Annotated in this window: 19 protein-coding genes; 8 read left to right on the plus strand and 11 right to left on the minus strand. The window is 63.6% G+C overall.

Translation table 11 applies throughout. The features are described 5' to 3' along the window. A partial coding sequence (locus tag DH10_RS08815) for an NAD-binding protein (protein ID WP_192384617.1) occupies nucleotides 1–492 on the plus strand: 492 nt, incomplete at its 5' end. A 325-nt stretch (nucleotides 493–817) separates the two neighbouring features. Here the strand turns inward: DH10_RS08815 and DH10_RS08820 are convergent. Genes DH10_RS08820 through DH10_RS08830 form a run of 3 tightly spaced genes read right to left on the minus strand, consistent with a single transcriptional unit; the run spans nucleotide 818 to nucleotide 4,473 of the window. Next, the gene (locus DH10_RS08820) at nucleotides 818–2,197 is read right to left on the minus strand and encodes an aspartate aminotransferase family protein (RefSeq protein ID WP_192253028.1); all 1,380 of its coding nucleotides are present in this window, start codon (nucleotides 2,195–2,197) and stop codon (nucleotides 818–820) included. 51 nt (nucleotides 2,198–2,248) lie between these two features. Continuing rightward, complete coding sequence (locus DH10_RS08825; protein WP_066999731.1) at nucleotides 2,249–2,371, minus strand: capsid protein; 123 nt, start codon at nucleotides 2,369–2,371, stop codon at nucleotides 2,249–2,251. 32 nt (nucleotides 2,372–2,403) lie between these two features. After that, the gene (locus DH10_RS08830; protein WP_192253025.1) at nucleotides 2,404–4,473 is read right to left on the minus strand and encodes a prolyl oligopeptidase family serine peptidase; all 2,070 of its coding nucleotides are present in this window, start codon (nucleotides 4,471–4,473) and stop codon (nucleotides 2,404–2,406) included. Between the two features lie 220 nt (nucleotides 4,474–4,693). Between DH10_RS08830 and DH10_RS08835 the strand changes: the two genes are divergently transcribed. The 4 genes from DH10_RS08835 to DH10_RS08850 all read left to right on the plus strand — a co-directional run bounded on the left by DH10_RS08835 (nucleotide 4,694) and on the right by DH10_RS08850 (nucleotide 11,978). Then, nucleotides 4,694–6,271, plus strand: a complete 1,578-nt coding sequence (locus DH10_RS08835; protein WP_192253022.1) for a trimethylamine methyltransferase family protein — start codon at nucleotides 4,694–4,696, stop codon at nucleotides 6,269–6,271. A gap of 181 nt (nucleotides 6,272–6,452) precedes the next feature. Then, a complete protein-coding gene (locus DH10_RS08840; protein ID WP_192253019.1) occupies nucleotides 6,453–9,023 on the plus strand; it encodes a GcvT family protein in 2,571 nt (856 codons plus the stop codon). Between the two features lie 83 nt (nucleotides 9,024–9,106). Then, nucleotides 9,107–10,618 carry an ArnT family glycosyltransferase gene (locus DH10_RS08845; RefSeq protein ID WP_192253016.1) on the plus strand — a complete coding sequence of 504 codons (1,512 nt, stop codon included), beginning with the start codon at nucleotides 9,107–9,109 and terminating at the stop codon, nucleotides 10,616–10,618. A 16-nt stretch (nucleotides 10,619–10,634) separates the two neighbouring features. Further along, nucleotides 10,635–11,978: a M24 family metallopeptidase gene (locus DH10_RS08850; protein WP_192253013.1), complete on the plus strand. Its 1,344-nt coding sequence runs from the start codon at nucleotides 10,635–10,637 to the stop codon at nucleotides 11,976–11,978. Here DH10_RS08850 and DH10_RS08855 read toward each other — a convergent pair. Both DH10_RS08855 and DH10_RS08860 read right to left on the minus strand, forming a co-directional pair. Then, nucleotides 11,948–12,775: a phosphate/phosphite/phosphonate ABC transporter substrate-binding protein gene (locus DH10_RS08855; RefSeq protein ID WP_192384618.1), complete on the minus strand. Its 828-nt coding sequence runs from the start codon at nucleotides 12,773–12,775 to the stop codon at nucleotides 11,948–11,950. The genes DH10_RS08850 and DH10_RS08855 overlap by 31 nt on opposite strands. An 89-nt stretch (nucleotides 12,776–12,864) precedes the next feature. Continuing rightward, complete coding sequence (locus DH10_RS08860) at nucleotides 12,865–13,875, minus strand: fatty acid desaturase (RefSeq protein ID WP_192253007.1); 1,011 nt, start codon at nucleotides 13,873–13,875, stop codon at nucleotides 12,865–12,867. Between the two features lie 228 nt (nucleotides 13,876–14,103). Between DH10_RS08860 and DH10_RS08865 the strand changes: the two genes are divergently transcribed. From DH10_RS08865 to bmt, 3 genes are all read left to right on the plus strand, one after another. Next, complete coding sequence (locus DH10_RS08865; protein WP_192253004.1) at nucleotides 14,104–14,961, plus strand: helix-turn-helix domain-containing protein; 858 nt, start codon at nucleotides 14,104–14,106, stop codon at nucleotides 14,959–14,961. Between the two features lie 70 nt (nucleotides 14,962–15,031). Continuing rightward, a complete protein-coding gene (locus tag DH10_RS08870) occupies nucleotides 15,032–15,634 on the plus strand; it encodes a DUF1989 domain-containing protein (RefSeq protein ID WP_192384619.1) in 603 nt (200 codons plus the stop codon). Between the two features lie 100 nt (nucleotides 15,635–15,734). After that, a complete protein-coding gene (bmt, locus tag DH10_RS08875) occupies nucleotides 15,735–16,757 on the plus strand; it encodes a betaine--homocysteine S-methyltransferase (protein WP_192252998.1) in 1,023 nt (340 codons plus the stop codon). 12 nt (nucleotides 16,758–16,769) lie between these two features. Here bmt and DH10_RS08880 read toward each other — a convergent pair whose 3' ends face one another. The 6 genes from DH10_RS08880 to DH10_RS08905 all read right to left on the minus strand — a co-directional run. Continuing rightward, entirely contained in the window at nucleotides 16,770–17,054 is a 285-nt protein-coding gene (locus DH10_RS08880; protein ID WP_192252995.1) for a hypothetical protein, read from the minus strand. A gap of 141 nt (nucleotides 17,055–17,195) precedes the next feature. Continuing rightward, entirely contained in the window at nucleotides 17,196–19,334 is a 2,139-nt protein-coding gene (locus DH10_RS08885) for a vWA domain-containing protein (RefSeq protein WP_192252992.1), read from the minus strand. A 2-nt stretch (nucleotides 19,335–19,336) separates the two neighbouring features. Next, nucleotides 19,337–19,900 (minus strand): RNA polymerase sigma factor, encoded by a 564-nt coding sequence (locus DH10_RS08890; protein WP_192252989.1) that lies wholly within the window; start codon nucleotides 19,898–19,900, stop codon nucleotides 19,337–19,339. A 248-nt stretch (nucleotides 19,901–20,148) separates the two neighbouring features. Continuing rightward, a complete protein-coding gene (locus tag DH10_RS08895) occupies nucleotides 20,149–20,880 on the minus strand; it encodes a dienelactone hydrolase family protein (protein ID WP_192252986.1) in 732 nt (243 codons plus the stop codon). 103 nt (nucleotides 20,881–20,983) lie between these two features. Next, complete coding sequence (locus tag DH10_RS08900) at nucleotides 20,984–21,673, minus strand: 4Fe-4S dicluster domain-containing protein (RefSeq protein ID WP_192252983.1); 690 nt, start codon at nucleotides 21,671–21,673, stop codon at nucleotides 20,984–20,986. A gap of 89 nt (nucleotides 21,674–21,762) precedes the next feature. Next, on the minus strand, nucleotides 21,763–23,263 hold a 1,501-nt coding region (locus DH10_RS08905; protein WP_192384620.1), incomplete at its 5' end, for a trimethylamine methyltransferase family protein.

A 23,263-nucleotide genomic window follows, 5' to 3' on the forward strand; every position in this document is an offset into this window, starting at 1 on the left:
TTCATGGCCGGCGGCTCGGACGCGGCATTTGCCGCTGCCGAGCCGATCCTGAAGCCGATGGCCGGCCGCATCGTTCATTGCGGCGGCGACGGCGCCGGCCAGGCCGCCAAGATCTGCAACAACATGATCCTCGGCATCTCGATGATCGGCGTAGCCGAAGCCTTCGTGCTCGCCGAAAAGCTCGGCCTCTCGCATCAGGCGCTGTTCGACGTCGCCTCCACCTCCTCCGGCCAGTGCTGGTCGCTCACCACCTATTGCCCGGTGCCGGGCCCCGTTCCGGCTTCACCCGCCAACCGCGACTACAAGCCAGGTTTTGCAGCGGCGCTGATGCTGAAGGACCTGAAATTGTCGCAGGAAGCCGCGCAAAGCGCCGGCGCGGTGACGCCGTTGGGCGCCGAGGCGACGCAACTCTACGGACTGTTCAACGCGCAAGGGAATGCCGGCGTCGATTTTTCCGGCATCATAAATTTCCTCCGCGGCGATAAAAACTAAATGCCGGCTTTCAAAGGGTTATTAGCGGATTTTTTCGACAGAAAGCCGGCAAATTTAGATTTGCTTAAGCTCTCGATAACGCACCGGTAACGATGTGCCTTTAAAACGGACTGCGAGGCGGACATCGCAACCGCCCGGCGCTCCGGATCAGGTCTCGCGTACCGGAGCCCGTAAGTTTCGCAAGTCTCTTGTAGCGAAACGCCATGCGTATCTGGCAAAGCCGCGTTCCCTTTGGGACGCGGTTTTTGCGTTTCGGACTGGCCACGCTGCACTGCTGAATTCGGATCTCTGGGCGCCCTTGTGGAAGGGCGCCCAGGCGCATTGGTTATCGCTTCCGCAGATCCACCTCGGCGAGGTCGAGCGCCTTGGCGATGCGCTCGCAGGCCATGTCGATTGTGTCGCGCGTCCAGATCAGCGGTGGCGACAGTATCATCGTGTCGCCGGTGGCGCGCAGCATCATGCCTTGCGAGATCGCGTGGTCGCGCACGACCACAGCAGCACTTCCCGACGGCAGGTAGCGTTCCTTGGTCGCCTTGTCCTTGACGATCTCGATCGCCCCCATCAGGCCGATCGAGCGCACCTCGCCGACCAGCCTGTGGCCGGCGATGCGTTCCTGCAGCGCTTGCGCGAAGTAGGGACCGGTGTCGTTCCTGACGCGATCGACCAGGCCCTCGCGCTCGATGATCTCGAGGTTCTTCAGCGCCACCGCGCAGGCCACCGGATGACCGGAATAGGTGTAGCCGTGGTAGAACTCGCCGCCCTGCTCGACCAGCGTCTTGCTGATGCGGTCGCCGACCAGGAGCGCCGACAGGGGCTGATAGCCGGAGGTCAGCGCCTTGGCGGTGGTGATGGTGTCGGGTTCCACGTCGAAGGTCTGGGCCGCGAACCATTCGCCGGTGCGGCCATAGCCGGTGATGACCTCGTCCAGCATCAGGAGCACATCGTATTTGCGGCAGATGCGCTGCACCTCCGGCCAATAGCTCATCGGCGGGATTTTCACACCGCCGGCGCCCATCACCGGCTCGCCGATGAAGGCGGCGACCTTGTCGGCGCCGGCTTCGAGGATCGCGTCCTCGACCGCCTTTGCCGCGCGGATGCCGAAATCATGGTCGCTTTCGCCGGGCAGCGCGAGCTCATAGGCATAGGGCATCATGACGTGGACGATGTTGGGCACGGCGCCGCCGAGCTGCTTGTGCATCGGCTCCATGCCGCCGAGCGAGGTGCCGGCGATCGTCGAGCCGTGATAGCCCATCTTGCGCGAGATGATGCGGTTCTTCTCGGGCTTGCCTTCCAGCGCCCAGTAGTGGCGCACGAGCCGCAGCGCGGTGTCGTTGGCCTCCGAGCCGGACGAGCCGTAGAAGACCTGGCTGACATGCTTGGGCGCAAGCTCCGCCAGCTTCTTCGACAACAGCACCGGCGTCGGCGTCGAACATTTGAAGAAGGAGTTGTAGTAAGGCAGTTCCTTCATCTGGGCATAGGCGGCATCCGCCAGCTCGTCGCGGCCATAGCCGACATTGACGCACCAGAGGCCCGCCATGCCGTCGAGGATTTCCGCTCCTTCGGAATCGTAGATGAAAGGGCCGTCGGCGCGGGTAATGATGCGCGAGCCTGCCTCGCGCAGTTCCTTGTGGTCGGTGAAGGGGTGAAGGTGATGTGCGGCATCGATCTGCTGAAGCTGCTTCAGCGAATAGTTCTGATAGGTCATTGGTTTGATCTTTCCTCTTGAATCAATCCGGCAGCAGCCGGGGCGGATTCGTCAGAGGAAACGGGGCGGCGAATAGCCGATGCGGGCGCATAGCCGCAAAAGCTCGGCACGCAGCGTGCGCGGTGACGGCGTCACCGCGACCCCGAAGGCGCCTGAAGTGCTGATGCGGACCATGGCGGCACATTAAGCCGCCAACGGCCACAAATTCAAGCTACACCGGCAAGCGCCCGCTGCAGAAAGACATAGCGCATCGCCGTTTGCGCCGCCTGCGGACGGCGATCGCCGCGCCCGCCATGGCCGCCTTCGGTTTCCTCGAAGAACAGCGTCTTGCCGTGACTGGCGGCCTGCAGCCGCGCCGCCATCTTGCGCGCATGGCCGGGATGGACGCGGTCGTCGGCGGTCGAAGTCATCAACAGCACGGGCGGATAGGCAACCTCCGCCGCGACACGCTGATAGGGCGAATAGGCGCCAAGCCAGGCCGCCTCGTCCGGCTTCGAGGGATCGCCATATTCGGCGATCCAGGAAGCGCCGGGCGGCAATTCGGTGTAGCGCAGCATGTCGAGCAACGGTACATCGATGATGACGGCGCCGAACAGCTCCGGTCGCTGCGTCAGCGACACACCGGTGAGCAGGCCGCCATTCGAACCTCCTTGAATGCCGAGCTGGGCAGCCGTGGTGATGCCGCGCCTGACCACATCCTCGGCCACCGCCGCGAAATCGTCGAAGGCCTTCTGGCGCTTGCCCTTGAGGGCCGCCTGGTGCCAGGCCGGGCCGAACTCGCCGCCGCCGCGGATATTGGCCTGCACATAGGCGTTGCCCCTGTCCAGCCAGAGCCTGCCGCGAATGCCGGCATAGCCGGGCAGCAGCGGCACTTCGAAACCACCGTAACCGTAAAGCAGCGCCGGCACCGGCCCTTTCTGATCCCTCCGCCTGACGACGAAATAGGGGATCATCGTGCCATCCTTCGAGCGCGCCTCGAACCGCTCGGAAACGTAAGGCGAAGCGTCGAATCTGGCCGGCTGCGCCTTCACGGTTGCCAGTGCCTCGCCATTGTCGTCCGACCAGATGATCGAGCTCGGCGTCAGGAAATCGGTGAAGGAGAAGGAGACGCTGGAGCCGAAATGTTCGGCATGGCTGATGCCGACATTGCCGTTGTCAGGCAGGCCGACCGACTTCAGCGACCAACGATTGTCGATGCGATCGCAAACGACGACCTTGCCGCGCACATTGTCCATCAGGTTGATGAACAGCCGGTCCTGCGTCCTGGCGAGGCCGGCGATAGAGACGCGGTGCGCCGGTTCGAGCAAGGTTTCGAAAGGTCCGAACGTGCCGGTGTCGATCCAGTGGTCGAAATCCACCGAGTAGAGCCCGTCGGGCAGGCAGCGCGTGCCGTCGGGCGCCATCCAAGCGCTACGAACGCTGAAGACGAGCTGTCCTTTGAAGATCGCCGTGTCGGTGGCATCATCGGGTAGCGGGATGCGCCGGTTCTCGCCCGAAGCGAGCCACAGGAAACTGTGCGAGGTGAAGAAGTCGATCGTTCTGCCCAGCAGCACGTGCCGCTTGTCGCCGTCGAATTCGACGCCGCCGCCGACAGCAAGGTCCTCCTTCCCGGCCTCGAAAATCGGCGTTGCGTCTTCCAGCTTCGTGCCGCGCCGCCAGAGCTTGATCACGCGCGGATAGCCGGACTGGGTTTTGTCTTCTTCCTCGAACGCCGCCGAGACGATCACCGTGTCCTTGTCCAGCCAGGAAAAGCCCGACTTCGAAGCCGGCGCCCGAAACCCGTCATCGACGAATGATTTCGTCGCGATGTCGAACTCGCGCATCTCGCTGGCGTCGCCGCCGTCCGGCGACATGGAGAGCAGGCAGAGGTCGAAATCGGGATAGAGCCGGCTCGCCCCGCCGAACACCCATTTCACGCCTTCCTTGGCGGAGAGCTGGTCGAAGTCGATGATCGTTTCCCAGTCCGGCTTATCGGTCTTGTAGGACGCAGCCGGCGTGCGACGCCAAAGGCCCAGCGCATTGGTCTTGTCCTGCCAGAAATTGTAGACATGGCCGGCAAGTGCGGCCCCGACCGGGATATTGTCCTCGGCGGTCATCAGGTCGAGCGCGGTCTCGAATGCCTGCTGGTATGAAGGATCGCCCTGCAACTCGGCGACCGTCACCGCATTCTGGCGATGAACCCAGTCGAGCGCTTCCTTGCCGTTGCGGTCTTCCAGCCACAGGAAAGGATCCTTGGCCGCAAATTCGGGCTGGGTTCTGGTCATCGGGGTGGTCATACGGGTCTCCGGGATGTCGTCTGGCAGGCCCTGCCTACATCGCGTTCGCGGCGCGAACATTCAAGAGCAGCGCTGCCTGAGACTGGGTTAGCAGACCGGGGCCAGCTGGTTGCCCTTCCGTCATGTCGCTTCCCTCGCCCTAGTGGTCGCCGCCTCCTTACCGGCGGCATTGCCGCCGGTCCATTATGCCGGCCACTTTCGCATTCTCACGAGGCTTCTCATGACTGCCGCCCTTCATCCTGCCGAACCGGCATTGGCAACCGATCGCGCCCGCCGCGGCGGCCGTGCGGGAAAGCGTGCCGGCGGATCGGCTACCTTCGAGCAGCCTGCTTTCCGCCAGTTGAAGAACCCGCTGACGCCGACGAAGTTCGTCTCCGACGACGAGCTGGAATCGATCCACATCGCCTCGCTGCGCGTGCTCAGGGAGATCGGCGTCGACGTTCTGCATGAGGAAGCCCGCCGCATCATGAAGGCGCATGGCGCCGATGTGCGTGAAGTCAGCGAGCGCGTACGCTTCGACAGCGACATGATCCTCGAGCTCATTGCGCACTGCCCGCCCGAATTCACGCTCCACGCCCGCAATCCCGCGCACAATCTGCGCTTCGGCGGCAACAACGTCATCCTTTCGATGATGGCCTCGGCGCCCAATTGCTCCGACCTCGATCGCGGCCGGCGGCCCGGCAACCAGGCCGACTACCGCAACTTCCTGCGCCTGGCGCAGATGCACAACATCCTGCAGTGCACCGGCGGCTATCCGGTCGAGCCGATCGACATCCATCCCTCGGTCCGGCATCTCGAATGCATCCGCGACCTCGCCACGCTGACCGACAAGGTCTTCCACATCTATTCGCTCGGCAAGGAACGCAATGTCGACGGCATCGAGATCGCCCGCATCGCCCGCGGCATCAGCCGCGAGCAGCTGATGCAGGAGCCGTCGGTCTTCACCATCATCAACACCAATTCGCCGCTCAAGCTCGACGTGCCTATGATGGAAGGCATCATCCAGATGGCGAGCATGGGCCAGGCCGTGATCGTGACACCATTCACGCTCTCCGGCGCCATGGCGCCCGTCACCGTCGCCGGCGCGCTGGTGCAGCAGAACGCCGAGGCGCTCTCGGGCATCGCCTTCGCGCAGATGGTGAAGAAGGGCGCGCCGGTCGGCTATGGCGGCTTCACCTCCAACGTCGACATGAAGTCGGGCGCGCCGGCCTTCGGCACGCCCGAATATATGAAGGCGCAGCTCGTCGGCGGGCAGCTCGCCCGCCGCTATCAAATTCCCTACCGCACGTCCAACACCTGCGCCGCCAACACGGTCGATGCGCAGGCCGCCTATGAAAGCGTCTTCTCGCTCTGGGGCGCCATCCAGGGCGGCGGCAATCTGATGATGCACGGGGCGGGCTGGCTGGAAGGCGGCCTGCGCTGTTCCTACGAAAAGACCATTCTCGACATCGATCTTTTGCAGATGGTGGCCGAGTTCCTCACCCCGCTCGACCTCTCCGAGGATGCGCTCGGCTTCAACGCCATCCAGTCGGTCGGCCCGGGCGGCCATTTCTTCGGTACCCAGCACACGCAGGAACGCTACAAGACCGCCTTCTACTCGCCGATCGTTTCCGACTGGCGCAACTTCGAGACCTGGGTCGAAGCCGGCTCGCCGACGGCGCTGGAGCGGACCAACAAGGTATGGAAGGAGCGCCTGGCCGCCTACGAAGAGCCCTATATGGACCCGGCCGTCCGCGAGGAGCTCAACGACTTCGTCGACAAGCGCCGCGCCGAAGGCGGCGCGCCGACCGACTTCTGATCATCTGTATTGGGCTGATGAATAGTCGACCCCCACTCCGTCGAGCTTCGCTCGACACCTCTCCCCCGATCGACGGGGTAGAGGAAGGGCGTGAGCTTATTCCAACCGGCCCCCTTCCTCTCCCTCCGGAGGGGGGACCCTGCTCACCCGACTCAGTCTCTACAAAAACGGACCTATCTTCATGAAATCCCACGTAAAAGCGGTTGTCATAGGCGGCGGCGTCGTCGGCTGCTCGGTGCTCTATCATCTCGCCAAGGCCGGCTGGACCGACATCATGCTGATCGAGCGTTCGGAATTGACCTCCGGCTCGTCCTGGCATGCGGCGGGCGGCTTCCATACGCTGAACGGGGATCCGAACGTCGCCAAGTTGCAGGCCTACACCGTCCAGCTCTACAAGGAGATCGAGGAGCTTTCCGGCCAGTCGTGCTCGCTGCATCTGACCGGCGGCGTGATGATGGCGGATACGCCCGAGCGCATGGACTTCCTGCGGCTTGCCCACGCCAAGGGCCGTTATCTCGGCATGGACACCGAGCTGATCACGCCTTCGGAAGCCAAGGCGATGTTTCCGCTGATGGACGAGAAGAATTTTGTCGGCGCCATGTGGGACCCGGTCGAGGGCCATCTCGACCCCTCCGGCACCACCATCGCCTATTCCAAGGCGGCGAAGAAACTCGGCGCCGAGATCGTGCTGCGCAACCGTGTCGTCGACTTGACGCAACAGCCTGACGCCACCTGGAACGTCGTCACCGAGCAGGGCACGGTCCACGCCGAGCATGTCGTCAATTGCGGCGGCCTGTGGGCGCGCGAGATCGGACGCATGGTCGGTGTCGAGCTGCCGGTGCTGGCGATGGAGCACATGTACCTGCTCACCGAGCCGATGCCGGAGGTCGAGGAATTCAACAAGTCGACTGGCCGCGAGATGATCGGCGTGCTCGACTTCAAGGGCGAGATCTACACTCGCCAGGAGCGCAACGGCATCCTGCTCGGCACTTATGAGAAGGCCTGCAAGCCGTGGTCGCCGGTCAACACGCCCTGGGATTTCGGCCATGAACTGCTGCAGCCCGACATCGACCGCATCGCGCCGTCGCTGGAGATCGGCTTCAAGCACTTCCCCGGCATCGAGAAGGCCGGCATCAAGCAGATCATCAATGGCCCCTTCACCTTCGCGCTCGACGGCAACCCGCTGGTCGGCCCGGTGCAGGGCCTGACCAATTTCTGGTGCGCCTGCGCCGTCATGGCCGGCTTCAGCCAGGGCGGCGGCGTCGGCCTCGCGCTGTCCAACTGGATGGTGCATGGCGATCCGGGCTTCGACGTCTGGGGCATGGACGTCGCCCGCTTCGGCGAATGGGCGAGCCTGCGCTACACCAACGCCAAGGTGCGCGAGAACTATTCGCGGCGCTTCTCGATCCGCTTCCCGAACGAGGAACTGCCTGCCGCCCGTCCGGCGCAGACGACGCCGCTCTACGACACCATGCTCGCCAACAACGCCGTCATGGGTGACAGCTGGGGTCTGGAAACCCCGCTCTGGTTCGCGCCCAAGGGCACCGAGCCGAAGGACATCGTCTCGTTCCATCGCTCCAACGATTTCGGTCCGATCGGCGAGGAAGTGCGCGCGACGCGCGAGAAGGTCGGCGTGACCGAGATCGCCAACTTCGCCAAATACGAGGTGTCCGGCCCGGGCGCGGAGGATTTCCTCAACCGGCTGATGACCAACCGCATGCCGAAGACCGGCCGCATCGTGCTGACGCCGATGGTCAACGAATTCGGCAAGCTGATCGGCGACTTCACCATCGCCAAATCAGGCGACGACAGCTTCATGATCTGGGGCTCGTCGGCCGCGCAGAAATACCATATGCGCTGGTTCGAGAAGCATCTGCCGAAGGACGGATCGGTGCGCATCCATCGCTTCGACCAGACGCTGGTGGGCCTGTCGATTGCGGGCCCCAAATCGCGCGACCTTTTGCAGAAGCTGGTCGATGTCGACGTTTCCACCAAAGCCTTCCGCTTCATGGATTTCCGCGAGATGGCGGTCGGCGGAGCGCCCTGCATGGTCAACCGCATCACCTACACCGGCGACCTCGGCTACGAGATCTGGATGGCGCCGGCCTATCAGCGCCTGGTCTACAAGGCGATCAAGGAAGCCGGCGAGGAATTCGGTCTCGTCGATTTCGGTATGCGCGCGCTGCTGTCGATGCGCCTGGAGAAGAACTTCCCGACCTGGTTCCGCGAGTTGCGGCCGATCTATGGGCCGTTCGAAGGTTCGATGGACCGCTTCATCAAGCTGGAGAAGAACGACTTCATCGGCCGCGAAGCAGCTGCCAAGGAGCAGGCGCAAGGGCCGAAGCTGCGCCGCGTCTCCTTCATCGTCGATGCTGCCGACGCCGACGTGATGGGCGACGAGCCGATCTGGGCCAAGGTCAGCAAGGACTACGGCACGGTGGAAAAGCCGCATGGCTACGGTGCGCCGCGCTTCGATGAGACCGGCAAGGAAGTGCGTGGCTCCAAGGCCGCGGAAGGCGCTTCGGCCGTACGCGGCATCGTCGACGGCGAATGGCGCGTCGTCGGCTGGGTGACCTCGGGCGGCTATGCGCATTACGTGCAGAAGTCGATGGCGCAAGGCTATGTGCCGGCGGCCCTCGCGGAAGACGAGAGCGCCGGCCTGTTCGAGATCGAGATCCTCGGCCATCGCCGCCCGGCCCGCATCAATGTCGAGCCACCCTTCGACCCGAGCGGCGAAAAGATGCGCACATAAGGTCCGGCACCGCTTTCGGATCGTGTGGGTGGTCGGCTATATAGCAACCGGCCACTAACGCACCAGATGAGACGACGACCCCTTTGCGGCAGCTGGAGAAATGGACCGACTGGCTCTGCGATGAACGGGTCGGCCCCTTCAGCGCCGCAATCGCATTTGCCCTTGCATATTGCCTTGTCCAGATCGTGGTGATGACGTTCTCGTCGCACTTTATGGGCACCGGTGTCGGCGTCGACGACTCCGAGCAGCTGATGGCGATGCGCTTCCTCGCGGCCGGCTACGGCAGCTCGCAGCCGCCTCTATACACCTGGCTCGGCATCCTCACCGCATCGCTGGTCGGAACCGACGTCCTTGCGCTCAAGATCGTGAAATACGCCCTGCTGGCAGGCGGATTGATCGCGTGCTTCGCCGCGGTGCGCCGCCTGGGCTACTCGAACCGTGCGGCGACCGCCGCCATGTTCGGCCTGCTGCTTTTTCCGCAGATCGCGTGGGAGATGCAGCATGCCCTCACCCACTCGGTCGCGGTTTTTTGTTTTTCGTCGCTGCTGCTCCTGGCGCTGGTCGAGCTGCAGAAACGGCGCTCGACAGCCGCCTATGTGCTGCTCGGCCTGGCGACGGCCGCCGCCATGCTGTCGAAATACAATATGGTGATCTTTCTCGCCGCGCTGTTCCTTGCGGCGCTGTCGCTTCGCGAAACGCGTGAGGCGATCTTCGATCGCCGTTTCCTGATCAGCGTGGTTGTGGCGATCCTTGCCTGCCTGCCGACATTCTACTGGAGCCTCACGCATCTGAGCGATCTGCTGGCGCACAGCAGTGGCCTGGGCGTCGCCGAGGGCGGCAGCGTAGCAAAGAGCTTGTCTGGCGGCATCCTCGGCCTGGGCAATGCGATACTCAACTTCGCCGGGCTTCCGGCGGCGATCTTTGCCGTCGCGTTTTTCCTGGCACGCGGGAAACCCGCACCGCCGCCCGAGACCGCACCGTGGCCAGAGAAGCTGGTCTGGCGGGCGATCGCCTTCGCCTTGCTGATCACGCTCCTGGTGGTGTTGGCGGGCGGCGTGACGCAATTTCGCGATCGCTGGATGCTTCCCGTGTTTGTGCTGCTGCCGGCTGCGCTTGCCATGCGGCTGGACGCGATGGGGGAACGAGGCAGGAAGACGCAAGCCACGATCGTCTTTGTCGGCGCGGTGATCGCCATCCTGGTGCTGCCAGTGAGCTGGTACATGCACGTCCACGGCGGCGACAACCGCGGTGGCATCGTGCGGATGGACTACGCTTCGCTCCATCGCCAGTTGGCGGCCAACGGGCCGGTCGGCACAGTGGTGTCGAGCTGGTTCTGGATCGGCAATCTCCGTCTGGTCGATCCCGATCTCGTCGTGCTCGACGACGAGATCCCCGATTTCGCCGAGTCGATCCGCGAGCCTGCCGTGCTTGTCCTGGCGGATGACGAGGAACCGGCTTCGGTCATTTTCGACAGGATCGCCAAGGCCGGCTATGTGATGGACACCGTCCATCGGCGCATCGCGGTGCCGCAGTTGCTGGGGGGCGCACCGCGCCAGGTGACGATCACCAGGCTGCGCAAGATGACGGCGCAGTAAGCACCTGGGAGACTGCATGAACAAACTTCGCTTCGGCCGCCACCGCAAGATCATGCCGTTCGAACCGGGCTCGGTCGACGCGCTGCGCGCGGCGTCCCGCGAGAAGGCTGCCGCGCTCAACCAGCATGTGCTGGGCTATGGCGCGCAGGCCGAAGCCGAATGGGCAGCGGCAGGCATTGCCGCTCCCAACCTGCCTGCCATGCGAAAATTCCGGCTTGAACGCATTCGCGCCGAGCTCAAGCGCCGCGACTATGCCGGCGCCCTGCTCTACGACCCTGTCAACATCCGTTACGCGACCGACTCGACCAACATGCAGCCCTGGGTCGCACACAATCCGACCCGCCACTGTTTCGTGGCGACAGACGGTCCGGTGGTGCTGTTCGACTATTTCTCCTGCCAGCATCTATCGGATCATGCGGGCGTCGTCGACGAGGTGCGGCCGGCGGTGTCGTGGATGTATCTCTACAGCGGCGAGTTGACCGGCCGAAAGGTCCGCCGCTGGGCGGCCGGCATCGCCGAGCTCCTTGCCGAGCACGGCGGCGGCAATCGCCGCATCGCTGTCGATCACATCAATCCCGAAGGCGTCGACGAGCTCGCCCGCCGCGGCATCACGGTCGGCAATGGCGAGGCGGTGATGGAGAATGCGCGCCTGATCAAATCGCCGGACGAAATCCTTGCGATGCGCCGTGCCATTGTCGCCTGCGAGGCGGCGATGGGCGAGATGGAAGCGGCGCTGAAGCCCGGCATCTCCGAGAACGAACTGTGGGCGGAACTCCATCGCGGCAACATCGCGCGTGGCGGCGAATGGATCGAGACCCGGCTTCTGTCATCCGGGCCGCGCACCAATCCCTGGTTCCAGGAATGCTCGTCGCGCATCATCGAGGACGGCGATCTCGTCGCCTTCGACACCGACCTCATCGGCCCCTATGGATTTTGCGCCGATCTTTCGCGCACCTGGCTTTGCGGGGATGGCAGACCGACGAACGAGCAGCGCGACCTGTTCCGCATCGCCGCCGACCAGATCGCCCACAACACCAGCCTGATGCGGCGGGGCATCTCCTTCCGCGATCTCGTCGAACGCTCGGCGGTGCCGCCTGGCGACTGTTTCCCGACACGCTACGGCGTGCTCTACCACGGCGTCGGACTGGCGGACGAGTATCCGACTCTGCCGCATGCCAGCGACTGGACGGACGACACGCCTGACGGCGTGCTCGAACCCGGAATGGTGCTATGCGTGGAAAGCTATATCGGCCGGTTGGGCGGACGCGAGGGCGTCAAGATCGAGGAGCAGATCCTGATCACCGATACCGGCAACGAAAAGCTCTCAGCCTACCCGCTCGACGAACGATTGCTCGGCTGAGCATATCCGAGACTGGCGACGGCTTCACGCAGAGCCGCTACGGTCTCTTGCGGCGTCGACAGGGCGGTGATGAACGGCAGGCCTTTGCGCCTCGCCGTCCAGCCGACGACCTTCACGCGCTGGGCCGCCGGTTCGAAACGCTGCGCCAATGCCCAGCTTTCGCAATCGATCGTGGCGATGTCGGCCCTGCCTTCGGCGATGGCGACGATCGAGGCGCGATGGCCGCCGCTTTGCAGGTGTTGCGAAAACTCTATGTCTTCCATGTCTTCGAGGTCGCGAGACAAGGCGATGATACCTGACATTGAATCGAGGCTGTTGAAGGCAAATCGTTTGTCCCGGATCAGATCGATCGGGATTACAGCCCGACCGTCTGTAGGCGAAGGTACCGACATCCCGCCGTCCGCAAGCATGACGATGGCACTTGAATAGAGTTCACCCTTACCGCCCTCATAGGCATCATAACTCGGCTGGCCAACTAATTGGACATGCTTCGACAGGCCGAATTCCATCGGACCCCAACAGGTCTGCCCAATAAGCAGCGCCGGATGCAGCCAAAGGCTAGGGAAATTCAGTTCGTCCGGCGGCAGCGTCGCGGGGTCAGCCGCAATGATCTTGCCGGCGGCATCGCGAATGCCGCCCGGCACCGGCGGCAGATCGCCATTGACGCGCGCGACGGTCTCCGGCGCCTCGATGCCTCTTTGCCTGATGGCATCGCGCAGCCGTGCCCATTGGGCATCGACCTCAGCCCTCACCTCGGGCCAGTCATACATCGGCAAGGCCGCAATGAATTCACTCATGCGTCAGTCTGACCGCCATGTCCAGAGGTTGAAGAAACCATTGAGATCCCGCGCCAGCATAGCGCGTGCCGGCAGCGCTGTCGCGGAGATCACTCCTTCGGCGGCTCAGCCGGCACTGGGGCCGTTCCAAGTCCATTCACATTACGCGCTCTGATGCGCGGCTTGAAGGCGCGGCCGAGTCCGGGCGCGCGGCGCAGCACCGGATGCACCACCGGTTCCTTGGCCTTGAAGGCAAAGGATTTGATCAGCGCGAAATAATTCGGATAGACATAGCCATTGTTCATCCGCAGCCATTCTTCGCGGCGATCGCGAAACATCTTCGGCAGTCTGTACCAGGCAACCGTCGGGCTCTTGTGGTGCACGAAATGCAGGTTGTTGTTGAGGAACAGGAAGGACAGCGGCGACCGCTCGACGATGATCGTGCGGCCCTCCGGGTGCTCCGACCATTGATGCTCGGCATAGGTGCGCACCGAGATCAGCGACTGGCCGAGCCACACCGGCACCAGAATGTAGAGCCAGAGCGGAATGCCGAAGCCGAAGGTCACGATCGGCACAACCACGGCAAGGCCGATGGCATGGAGCAGCCAGCCCTTACGGATCGCCCTGTCGCCCGCGACCATCTGCCTGACGTCGTCGATGAAGAAGCCGATCGACGACAACCAGGGGCCGAGAAAGAAGCGGCCGACCATGGTGTTGTTGATCTTGAGCAGGAACTTCATCGCCGGCGGCATTTCCTCATGCATCCAGAGCGCCTGGTAATAGCTTTCCGGATCGTCCAGCGGATCCGTCAGCCGCTCGTCGGCATGATGGCGAAGATGGATCGCCTTGAAGCGGCGGAACGGCCAGACCAAGCCGATCGGCAGGAAGACGAGGGCTTCATTGATCCTGGCGTTGCGGGTCGGATGGCCATGCAGCACTTCATGCATCAGCGAGGATTGCAGGGCCAGTATCAACGTGAGGGTTGCGAGCGCCAGCAGCGGATAGGAAGACCAGAGCAGGAAGCCGGTGGCGAGCCAGGCGCCATAGCAGAAGAGTATGAGGAATACCGTCGGCCATTCCACGGCCGGTGTGCTGCTACGTCTCTTGCTTATGCCAGTCATGCTATCGACCACTGCCTTCCAGTCGCCGGAACCAGTTTGATTCCTGACAACATTGTGTCAGGAGCCTGCCGTTGTCGCAACGCGACAAAGCGCACAAACTGTTGCGAATGCGCATTCTTGGCCGCATGTGTTATACTTTGTAAACAAACTTGGGGATTCATTTGCGCCTGAGCGGCCGTCAGAAAGGCCGCAGCGCAAATTTTTCCTCCTCGGAACAGGAGTGACGTGATGGACAAGCGCGATCTGTCGACGGTCTTTCGGGAGCGCCTGAAATTGCTCTTGACACGCTCCGACTTAAACCAGTCGGCCTTCGCGACGGCCGTCGGTATCGACCGTTCGGCGCTGTCGCAGCTGCTGTCCGGCGCTTCGACGCGCCTGCCCCGCGCCGAGACGCTTCTCAACATCGCCGCCGAGTTCAAGGTATCGCTCGACTGGCTGCTGGGTCTGAGCCAGGACGAAGGCGTCACGGGCGAGATTCGCGAAAGCCTGGAAATCGAGGAGGCGCCGGACGGCTTCGACCGCACGCTGCTCGCCAAATGGCACGCCGAGGCGGTCGGCACCAAGATCCGCTACGTGCCGGCGGGCATTCCGGACCTCCTGCGCACCGAGGCGCTGGTCGAATACGAGGCCGGCATTGCCAACAAGAGCCGCGAGGCACAGGCCGGCGAAACGCAATACCGCATCGACTACAACAGGCGGCCCGAGACCGACATGGAGGTCTGCATGCCGCGTCATACGCTGGAGATCTTCGCGCGCGGTCTCGGCGTCTGGGACCGTTTCCCGGAAGTCGAACGCCGCAGGCAATTGCTGCACATGGCAACGCTGCTCGACGACCTTTACCCGACCTTCCGCCTGTTCCTCTACGACGGCCGCATGCGCTATTCGATCCCCTACACGATCTTCGGCCCCTACCGCGCCGCGATCTATGTCGGCGACATGTATCTGGTGCTCAACGCCACCCAGCCGGTCCGCACCCTGACCAGCCATTTCGACAATCTGATCCGCGCCGCCGACATCAACGCGCATGAGACGGCGAGCTTCACGCAAAAGCTGGCCGGTATGTCCTTCCCGTCAGGCTCTGTCTGAACGCTGCGATCGTCGTCATCCTGGCATGCGGCCAGCAGTCTGGCCGCATACAATCGTTTCAGGGAAATCCATGCAAGAACCAGATCGTGTTGTCGTTCCGCCGCAATCCGGCCGCTCCTTTCGCGTCAAGGCCGGCGACCGCATCCGCATCATCGATCCCAAGGGCCAGCAGGTCTCCGACCTCTGGGCCTTCTCGACCGAGGGCAGGCTCGATTGGCTGACCACCTCACAGACCCGCGACATCACAGAAAGGCTGTTTCCGAAACCCGGCGACCATTTCTACAGCGCCGCCGGCAAGCCGATGCTGACCTTGATCGAGGACGCCTCGCCCGGGCCGCACGACATGCTTTACCCTGCCTGCGACAGCGCACTTTATGAACGGGCCGGATTGCCGAACCATCCAAACTGCCGCGACAATCTGATGAAGGCGCTTAGCACGGAAGGCATCGAACTGCCCTTCGCGCCCGACCCGGTCGACCTCTTCCAGAACTCCATGCCGCAGCCGGACGGCACGCTGGTTGTCGAGGCCTCGATCAATCCGCCCGGCGGCTATGTGACGTTGCGAGCCGAACAAGACCTGCTCCTCGTCGTCACCGCTTGCTCGGTCGACCATTACCCGACCAATGGCGGCGTCTGCACCGAGATCGAGGTCGAGATCATTCCCAGGCCGTAAAGGCGGTTGTTCGGCGCGCTGTTGCGACCGGAAGTTCATTGACTAGACATAAAGACTTCTTTATATCGTTATCCGAATTCAGGATACGAAAGGCAAAGCCATGACCGCGACCAATCCGATCGACGCATTGCTTGCCGAAAAAGGCGTGCTTTTGGCTGACGGCGCCACCGGCACCAATTTGTTCGCCATGGGCCTCGAGGCCGGCGAAGCGCCCGAGCTGCTCAACGAGACGGCGCCCGACACCATCGCCACGCTGCATCAGAATTTCGTCGATGCCGGCGCCGACATCATCCTGACCAACTCCTTCGGCGGCACCCGCCACCGGCTGAAGCTGCATCACGCTCAGGACCGGGTGGGCGACCTGAACAAGCGCGCCGCCGAGATTGCCCGGTCGGTCGCCGACAAGGCCGGCCGCAAGGTGATTGTTGCCGGCTCCGTCGGCCCGACCGGCGAGCTGCTGATACCGCTCGGCGCCATGACCTATGAGGACGCGGTCGATGCCTTTGCCGAGCAGATCGAAGGCTTGAAGGCCGGCGGCGCCGAAGTTGCCTGGATCGAGACCATGTCGGCGCCAGACGAGATCCGCGCCGCGGCCGAAGCGGCGATCCGCGTCGGCCTGCCCTATACCTACACCGGCTCCTTCGACACCGCCGGCCGCACCATGATGGGGCTGCTGCCGAAGGACATCCATGGCGTCGCCGATGGACTGTCGCAAGCTCCGCTCGGCGTCGGCGCCAATTGCGGTGTCGGTGCCGCCGATATCCTGTCCTCGCTGCTCGACATGACCGAGGCGAAGCCGGAAGCGACCGTGATCGTCAAGGGCAATTGCGGTATTCCGGAATTCCGCGGCAGCGAGATTCATTATTCCGGCACGCCCGAGCTGATGGCCGACTATGTCCGGTTAGCGGTCGATGCCGGCGCAAAAATCGTCGGCGGCTGCTGCGGCACCTCGTTCGCCCACCTTGCCGCCATGCGCAAGGCGCTCGACGCGCATAAAAAGTCGGCGCGTCCGACCGTCGAAACCATCGTCGAGCGCATCGGCCCGATGCGCAACAAGATCGCCTCGGCCGGTTCAGCCGAGGCTGGCGAAGGTCGTCGTGAGCGCCGGCGCAGCCGCGCTTAAAGCTGGCCCGCTCTATTCGCTGTTTTCGGCGTAACGCGACAGTGCCGTATTGAGGTCGGTAGCGACGCTGTTCTTGTTGCCGGCGCCCATCGCCATCAGCTCGCCGGAGGCACGCGGGTCGCTGATCTGTTCCAGCATCGCGCGGAAGCGGTCGTTGTTGAGCGCTGAGAGCGCCGTGTTGCGGGCCGCGTCGACATCGTTCTTGATACCTGCGGATTCAGCCGATGGCGCGGACGGTGCTCGCGCCTGAGGGTTACCCGCAGTCGACGCCACGTTCCCGGTGATATGCAATTCCATCCCCTCAAAGTCGTCTATCAGCTTTGACTAACAGGAGGGCATTGCGATGAAGTTCCGGAAAAGCCGAGCAATTTAACGATCGGCAAAAAGGCCGGCGGTTCTCAACGCCGGCCTTTTTGTTCAAGAAATGCGCCGCACGTCCTACTTGTTGGTTCCCAGCGACGAGGCGAGCCGCACGAGCGACAGGAATTCGGCTCTGTAGCCGAACGGATCGGCGCCTCTGGCCGCATTGGCGATCTCAAGGATGCGGTCATAGCCGAAATTCGCGGTCTGGTCCTCGTCGCGCAGCTTCTGCCCGAAGGCGGCGACCGCGACCGAGAAGCGCTGGTCGCTGCCCGCCTCGTCAAAAGACGACACTTCGTTGGCGGCCGTCACCGGCGTGGTGATCAGCTTGGAGACGTCTTCGTTCGGCAGCTTGTAGCGGATCTTGACGAAGGCATATTCGTCCGCATTGGCGACGCCGCCATTGTCGACCTTCGCCTGGCCGTAGCGCAGCGGATCGACCTGCTCGGCGCCGCTGCCCTTGGGCGTGATCTCATAGATCGCGGTCACCGAATGGCCGGAGCCGATGTCGCCGGCATCGACACGGTCGTTGTTGAAATCCTCGCGCTTCAAGGCGCGGGTCTCATAGCCGACAAGGCGGTATTCCGAGACCTTGGCCGGGTTGAACTCGACCTGGATTTTCACGTCCTTGGCGATGGTGAACAGCGTCGAGGACGCGTCCTCGACCAGCACCTTCTCGGCCTCGGCAAGCGTGTCGATATAGGCCGCCGTGCCGTTGCCGTTCTGGGCGATGGTCTGCATCATCTGGTCGTTGAGATTGCCGCGGCCGAAGCCGAACACCGAGAGGAACACGCCGGTCTTGCGCTCCTTCTCGATCAGCTGCTTCAGGTCGTCGTCATCGGTTTGGCCGACGTTGAAATCGCCGTCCGTGGCCAGCATCACGCGGTTGACGCCGTCCTTGACGAAGGACTGCTGCGCAAGCTTGTAGGCTTCCTTGATGCCGGCCTCTCCGGCCGTCGACCCGCCCGGCTCCAGATTGTCGATGGCCGAAAGGATCTTTTCCTTCTCCGCCGCCTTCGTCGGCATCAGCACCGTGCCGGCATTGCCGGCATAGGTGACGATAGAGACGGTATCGTCGGCTTTGAGCTTGCTGACCAGCAGCCGGAAGGCCGACTTCAAGAGCGGCAGCTTGTCTGGCTCGTCCATTGAGCCCGACACGTCGATCAGGAACACCAGATTGGCCTTGGGCTGCTCGGCCGGCTTCACGTCAAAACCCTTGATGGCGACATGCATCAGCTTGGTGCGCCCGTTCCAGGGCGTCGGCATGACAGTGACGGTCGAATTGAACGGCGTCGCAGCCGAATCCGGTCTCTTCCAGTCATAGGGGAAGTAGTTGATCATCTCCTCGACCCGGACGGTGTCTGGGTCGGGCAGAATGCCTTCCTTCAGCGAGCGCCGGACGAAGGAATAGGACGCCGTGTCGACATCGATCGAGAAAGTCGAGACCGGATCCTGGGCGGCTTCGTGAACCGGATTGGTCTTGAAGGTCTGGATGCGGTCGCGGTTTTCCTCCTGCGGCTGCATCTGGTCCGGCATGGGTACGGGCTGCACCATCAGCTTGGAATCGGCGACCGCGCCAGGCGCGCGTTTCAGCTTCGCTGCATCACCCGGAGCCGAAAAGCCCATTCGAACCGCCCCGTTACTCGCCGCAGCTTTGCCGCCAGCTGTCTCAGCCGGCGCCGGCGCAGGCAGCGCCTCGGGCATCATTTCCTGCTTGACCAGGCCGTCGACCTCGGTCACCGGCTTCGGCGGCGATGCAGGCTCAACCTGCGCCTCATCGCGTCTTTCACTATCGGCGTCGGCCTTCTTCTCCTTGGCGGGCGCTGTGGCCAGCGGTTCGTTGATCACAGGCTGGTTCGGCGCAGGCTTCTGCGCCGCCGGCTTGTCGGCCACCGTTTCGGTCACCTTCCCGTTGCCGCCGATGACGGGCGGCTGCTCCTTCAACATCTCGAAAGCGGCATATCCGGCGATTGGCAGCGCAACCAGCGCGGTGATGGCCGGTGTGGCAATGAGTTTCCGTTGCATGATCTCTCTCCAGAGCATTTGTGCTCGCTCCGTGAGACGAAGGCCTGCCGCAGTTCCTTGGGGGGCGGTCGAGATTTTTTCTTGCCAGTCGAAGGCGGTCATCGCGGCAGCGAACGCGCGAGCTTTCGCCTCGCCGTCGGGCGCCGGCACTGCGATGTCGCTCAGCCTTTCGAGTTCGTTGTCGTCGGCCATGGTCACACTTCCCCGGCTGAACGCATGAGCGCCTTCAGCCGTTTCTTCGCTTCATGGATGTGCCAGGAAACTGTCGTCTCCGAGATCGCCATCACCTCGGCCGCCGTGGCGTGGCTGAGACCTTCGCCATAGACCAGCAGCACCGCGTCGCGCTGCTTGTCCGGCAGCATGCGCACCGCCACCCACAGCGCCTCGGCAGGATCCTGGGCTTCCGCCGTACCCTCCCCCGCAATCAGCGCATAGGTGCCAAAGGCCTCGGTCTTGGCCGTGTCGCGGGCACGCTTGCGCATCATGTCGCGCGCCGCATTCAGCGTCATGGCGTAGAGCCATGTCGTGAAGGCGCCGCTGCCCTGATAGTCGCGGATCGCCCGGCCGAGCCGCACGCAGACGTCCTGGGCGATGTCCTCCGCGTCGGCCCTGCGGCCGCACCAGCGATAGGCGGCGCGATAGACGAAGCCATAGTGCCTTTCGAGCAGTTTGCCGAAAGCCCCCCTGTCTCCGCCCCTCGCCCGCCCGATCAATTCGGCATCGGAGGCTTCGCTGTCGTCCAGCATCATCGCCGTCATTTGCCCGTTGGACGAAGGCTAATGGCCAATCCTTGGGACGATGGAAAGATTTTTTTGCGGAGCCAGTCAGCCCAGCTGACGAAGTGTGTCGAGATTCAGGTCAGGCCGAGCCGGAGTCGAAGACGGGCGCGAAGCGACCAAAGTGGTGGCTTCCGAGAACCGGAGCGGAGCGGACTTAAAGCACGTGAGACCCGGAAGCGCAGGAGGCCGCCGCTTGCAGGCCGGCATCACCTGATTATCGGCACACCTCAGCCCAGCGTTTCGCCGAAAAACGTCAACAGCCGCTTCCAGTGGCGTTCGGCGCCGACTTCGTCGTAGACGCTGTGGTCCTTGACGCACCAGCCATGGCCGACGCCGACATAGTTCTCGATCGTATGGTCGACCTCGGCGATCCGGAGCGCCTCGGCCAGCCGCGCCGATTGCTCGGGCGGGAAGCTGCGATCGACGCCGGCGACCCCGACATAGACCCGCGCCTTGATCGACGCCGCTTTGCGGTGTGGGCTGTCGGCGGCATCGCTCGCCAGATTGCCGCCATGGAAGCTCGCGGCCGCAACGATCCGGTCGGGATAGCTTGCCGCCGCATTCAGCGCCCGCGCCCCGCCCATGCAATAGCCGACGACGCCGACCGGCCCATCAATGCCTTCAGCAGTGAGCGCGTCGAGGAAGGCCGCACCGTCGCGGATTGTCATCCCCTGCGTCGTGCCGCCACTCAACGCCGTCAGCTGAGCCCTGGTCTTGTCGTCGCCAAACGCAGTCTTGGGATCGAACGGACCATAGGGCACACTGCGATAGAACAGGTCTGGCGCGAGCACGGCATAATCATGCTCGGCGAGGCGCTCGGCCATGAGGTCGAGCGCCGGGCGCGGGCCGAAAATATCCATGTAGAGGATGACGCCGGCCTTGGCGGGTGCGGCTGGACGAAACAGCCGCGCCTTCGCCGTGCCGTCCTGGGTCTTGATCTCGATGTCCTGCTTCGTCATTGCCCGCTCCGCTTGCTGCCCCGCGATAGATATCCGCGCCGCTCGTCAGGGCAAGCCACGACATCTCAATCGCATTCAAGATTCCGTGCGACGCGAGGACCGCTCACAGGCCGGCGAACGCGGCTATGTAAAAAGCCTGGATCTCGGCCGGATAGCGATAGTCGGCGCCATACGGACAGGCGTTGCGGTCGAGACAGCCGCCGGTTCGGCAAGGAGAGCCGTTGGCGCCGCGCACATGCGCCAGACAGGCTTGATGTGCGAAACCCTCCGCCGAGTAAGCGTCGACCGGACAGGATTTCATGCAGGGTTTTTCGACGCATGTGTCGCACAGATGAATCGCTTCCCGAGGTTCGGGGAGGAAAATTTCCTCCTCGAACAGCAGCGCGCCGCGATAGGCATGCCAGAGCCCATATTGCGGATGCATGAGGATATCGAGCGGCGACGGCTTCAACCCTTCCGCCCGCATCGCCCATTGCTGGAACGGCAGGTAGGGGCGATCGGATGGCGACACCGCGCGGGCGCCGAATTCTTGCGCGACCGCGCCGATCATCTCGCACGACCAGGTGTCGAGCGGATTGGCGATAGGGTGCGGTTGCCCCTCGAGCCAGCGTTGGAAATGCGGCCAAGGCGCCGCGCCCGCTTGCCCGACCAGGAGCGCGGACTTCGCGGGCGCACCCGAAAGTCCCGCAGGCGCGGCTTCGTCGCTGGCGAAGCGGAAGCCGCCCCGAAGGATCAGGCCATGGGCGGCAAGCGCGGCCGCGATCCCTTCAATCGTGCCGCGCGAAAGAATCATCCCTTCCGGTCCGGGTCGGAGAACGCGCTCCGCCAGACTTCCTTGTGAATGATGTTGGCGACTTTAGCCCGGCCTGACTCGGGCTCCTTTCAAGTGAAGGCGTCGGCCATCGAGGCTTTCTTCTTGGCAATGAAGTCCTTCAGCGCCTCGTCGATGGCCGGATCGAGATGCGGCGCTTCGTAGCTCTCCAACCAGCGGCGGGCCAGCTCGTTGGCGCGCTGCGGCGCCGTCTTCTCGCCCTCGGCCAGCCACTGCTCGTAGGAATTGTTGTCGGCGATGTTGGAGCGGTAGAAGGCAGTCTGGAAATTCGCCTGCGTATGGTCGCAGCCGAGATAGTGGCTGCCCGGACCGACCTGGCGGATGGCGTCCATGGCTTGCCCGTTCTCCGACAGGTCGACGCCCTCGGAGAATTTCTGCGTCATGCCGAGCTGGTCGATGTCCATCATGAACTTCTCGTAGCAGGAGGCGAGACCACCCTCGAGCCAGCCGGCCGAATGCAGCACGAAATTGGTTCCGGCAAGGATGGTCGAGTTGAGCGTGTTGGCGCTTTCATAGGCCGCCTGCGCATCCGGGATCTTCGAGGCGCACAGCGAACCGCCGGTGCGGAACGGCAGGCCGAGCCGGCGCGCGAGCTGTGCGGCGCCATAGGAGACCAGCGACGGCTCCGGTGTGCCGAATGTCGGCGCGCCCGACTGCATCGAGATCGATGAGGCGAAAGTGCCGAACAGCACCGGAGCGCCGGGCCTGATCAGCTGCGTGAACGAGGCGCCGGCGAGCACTTCGGCAAGGACCTGCGTCAGCGTGCCGGCAACCGTCACCGGGCTCATCGCACCGGCAAGGATGAAAGGTGTGACGATACAAGCCTGGTTGTGGCGCGAATAGACTTTCAGCGCGCCGAGCATGGTCTCGTCGAACACCATCGGCGAATTGGCGTTGATCAGGCTGGTCAGCACCGTGTTGTTCTCGACGAAATCGTCGCCGAACACGATCTTGGCCATCGCCACCGTATCTTCGGCTCGTTCCGGCGCAGTCACCGAGCCCATGAACGGTTTATCCGAGTAGCGGATATGCGAATAGACCATGTCGAGGTGGCGCTTGTTGACCGGCACGTCGACCGGCTCGCACACCGTGCCGCCCGAATGGTGGATTGACGGCGCCATATAGGCGAGCTTCACGAAATTCTGGAAATCCTCGATCGTGGCGTAGCGGCGGTTGCCGTCGAGGTCGCGCACGAAGGGCGGGCCGTAGACCGGGGCGAACACTGTCGCATTGCCGCCGATCTGCACCGAGCGCTCGGGGTTGCGCGCATGCTGGGTGTAGATGGAGGGTGCGGTCTTGAGCAGCGAGCGGCAGAGCCCCTTGGGGAAATGCACGCGCTCGCCCTTGACTTCGGCGCCGGCCTCCTTCCACAGCGCGAGCGCCTCGGCGTCGTCGCGGAAGATGATGCCGATCTCTTCCAGCACCGTGTCGGTGTTCTTCTCGATCAGCGCCAGGCCTTCCTCGTCGAGGACCTCATAAACGTTGATCTTGCGCTTGATATAGGTGAGCTGGGTGCCCGGACCGCCGCCGGCGCGCGCCGCGCGCCTGGCC

The sequence above is a fragment of the Mesorhizobium silamurunense genome, assembly GCF_014843825.1.
Taxonomy (GTDB): domain Bacteria; phylum Pseudomonadota; class Alphaproteobacteria; order Rhizobiales; family Rhizobiaceae; genus Mesorhizobium; species Mesorhizobium silamurunense.

Excerpts from the sequence above, each read along its gene's own strand:
- DH10_RS08820 (WP_192253028.1), bottom strand. The coding sequence starts at position 2,197 with ATGACCTATCAGAACTATTCGCTGAAGCAGCTTCAGCAGATCGATGCC.
- DH10_RS08825 (WP_066999731.1), bottom strand. The coding sequence starts at position 2,371 with ATGGTCCGCATCAGCACTTCAGGCGCCTTCGGGGTCGCGGTGACGCCG.
- DH10_RS08830 (WP_192253025.1), bottom strand. The coding sequence starts at position 4,473 with ATGACCACCCCGATGACCAGAACCCAGCCCGAATTTGCGGCCAAGGAT.
- DH10_RS08835 (WP_192253022.1), top strand. The coding sequence starts at position 4,694 with ATGACTGCCGCCCTTCATCCTGCCGAACCGGCATTGGCAACCGATCGC.
- DH10_RS08840 (WP_192253019.1), top strand. The coding sequence starts at position 6,453 with ATGAAATCCCACGTAAAAGCGGTTGTCATAGGCGGCGGCGTCGTCGGC.
- DH10_RS08850 (WP_192253013.1), top strand. The coding sequence starts at position 10,635 with ATGAACAAACTTCGCTTCGGCCGCCACCGCAAGATCATGCCGTTCGAA.
- DH10_RS08855 (WP_192384618.1), bottom strand. The coding sequence starts at position 12,775 with ATGAGTGAATTCATTGCGGCCTTGCCGATGTATGACTGGCCCGAGGTG.
- DH10_RS08860 (WP_192253007.1), bottom strand. The coding sequence starts at position 13,875 with ATGACTGGCATAAGCAAGAGACGTAGCAGCACACCGGCCGTGGAATGG.
- DH10_RS08865 (WP_192253004.1), top strand. The coding sequence starts at position 14,104 with ATGGACAAGCGCGATCTGTCGACGGTCTTTCGGGAGCGCCTGAAATTG.
- DH10_RS08870 (WP_192384619.1), top strand. The coding sequence starts at position 15,032 with ATGCAAGAACCAGATCGTGTTGTCGTTCCGCCGCAATCCGGCCGCTCC.
- bmt (WP_192252998.1), top strand. The coding sequence starts at position 15,735 with ATGACCGCGACCAATCCGATCGACGCATTGCTTGCCGAAAAAGGCGTG.
- DH10_RS08880 (WP_192252995.1), bottom strand. The coding sequence starts at position 17,054 with ATGGAATTGCATATCACCGGGAACGTGGCGTCGACTGCGGGTAACCCT.
- DH10_RS08885 (WP_192252992.1), bottom strand. The coding sequence starts at position 19,334 with ATGGCCGACGACAACGAACTCGAAAGGCTGAGCGACATCGCAGTGCCG.
- DH10_RS08890 (WP_192252989.1), bottom strand. The coding sequence starts at position 19,900 with ATGACGGCGATGATGCTGGACGACAGCGAAGCCTCCGATGCCGAATTG.
- DH10_RS08895 (WP_192252986.1), bottom strand. The coding sequence starts at position 20,880 with ATGACGAAGCAGGACATCGAGATCAAGACCCAGGACGGCACGGCGAAG.
- DH10_RS08900 (WP_192252983.1), bottom strand. The coding sequence starts at position 21,673 with ATGATTCTTTCGCGCGGCACGATTGAAGGGATCGCGGCCGCGCTTGCC.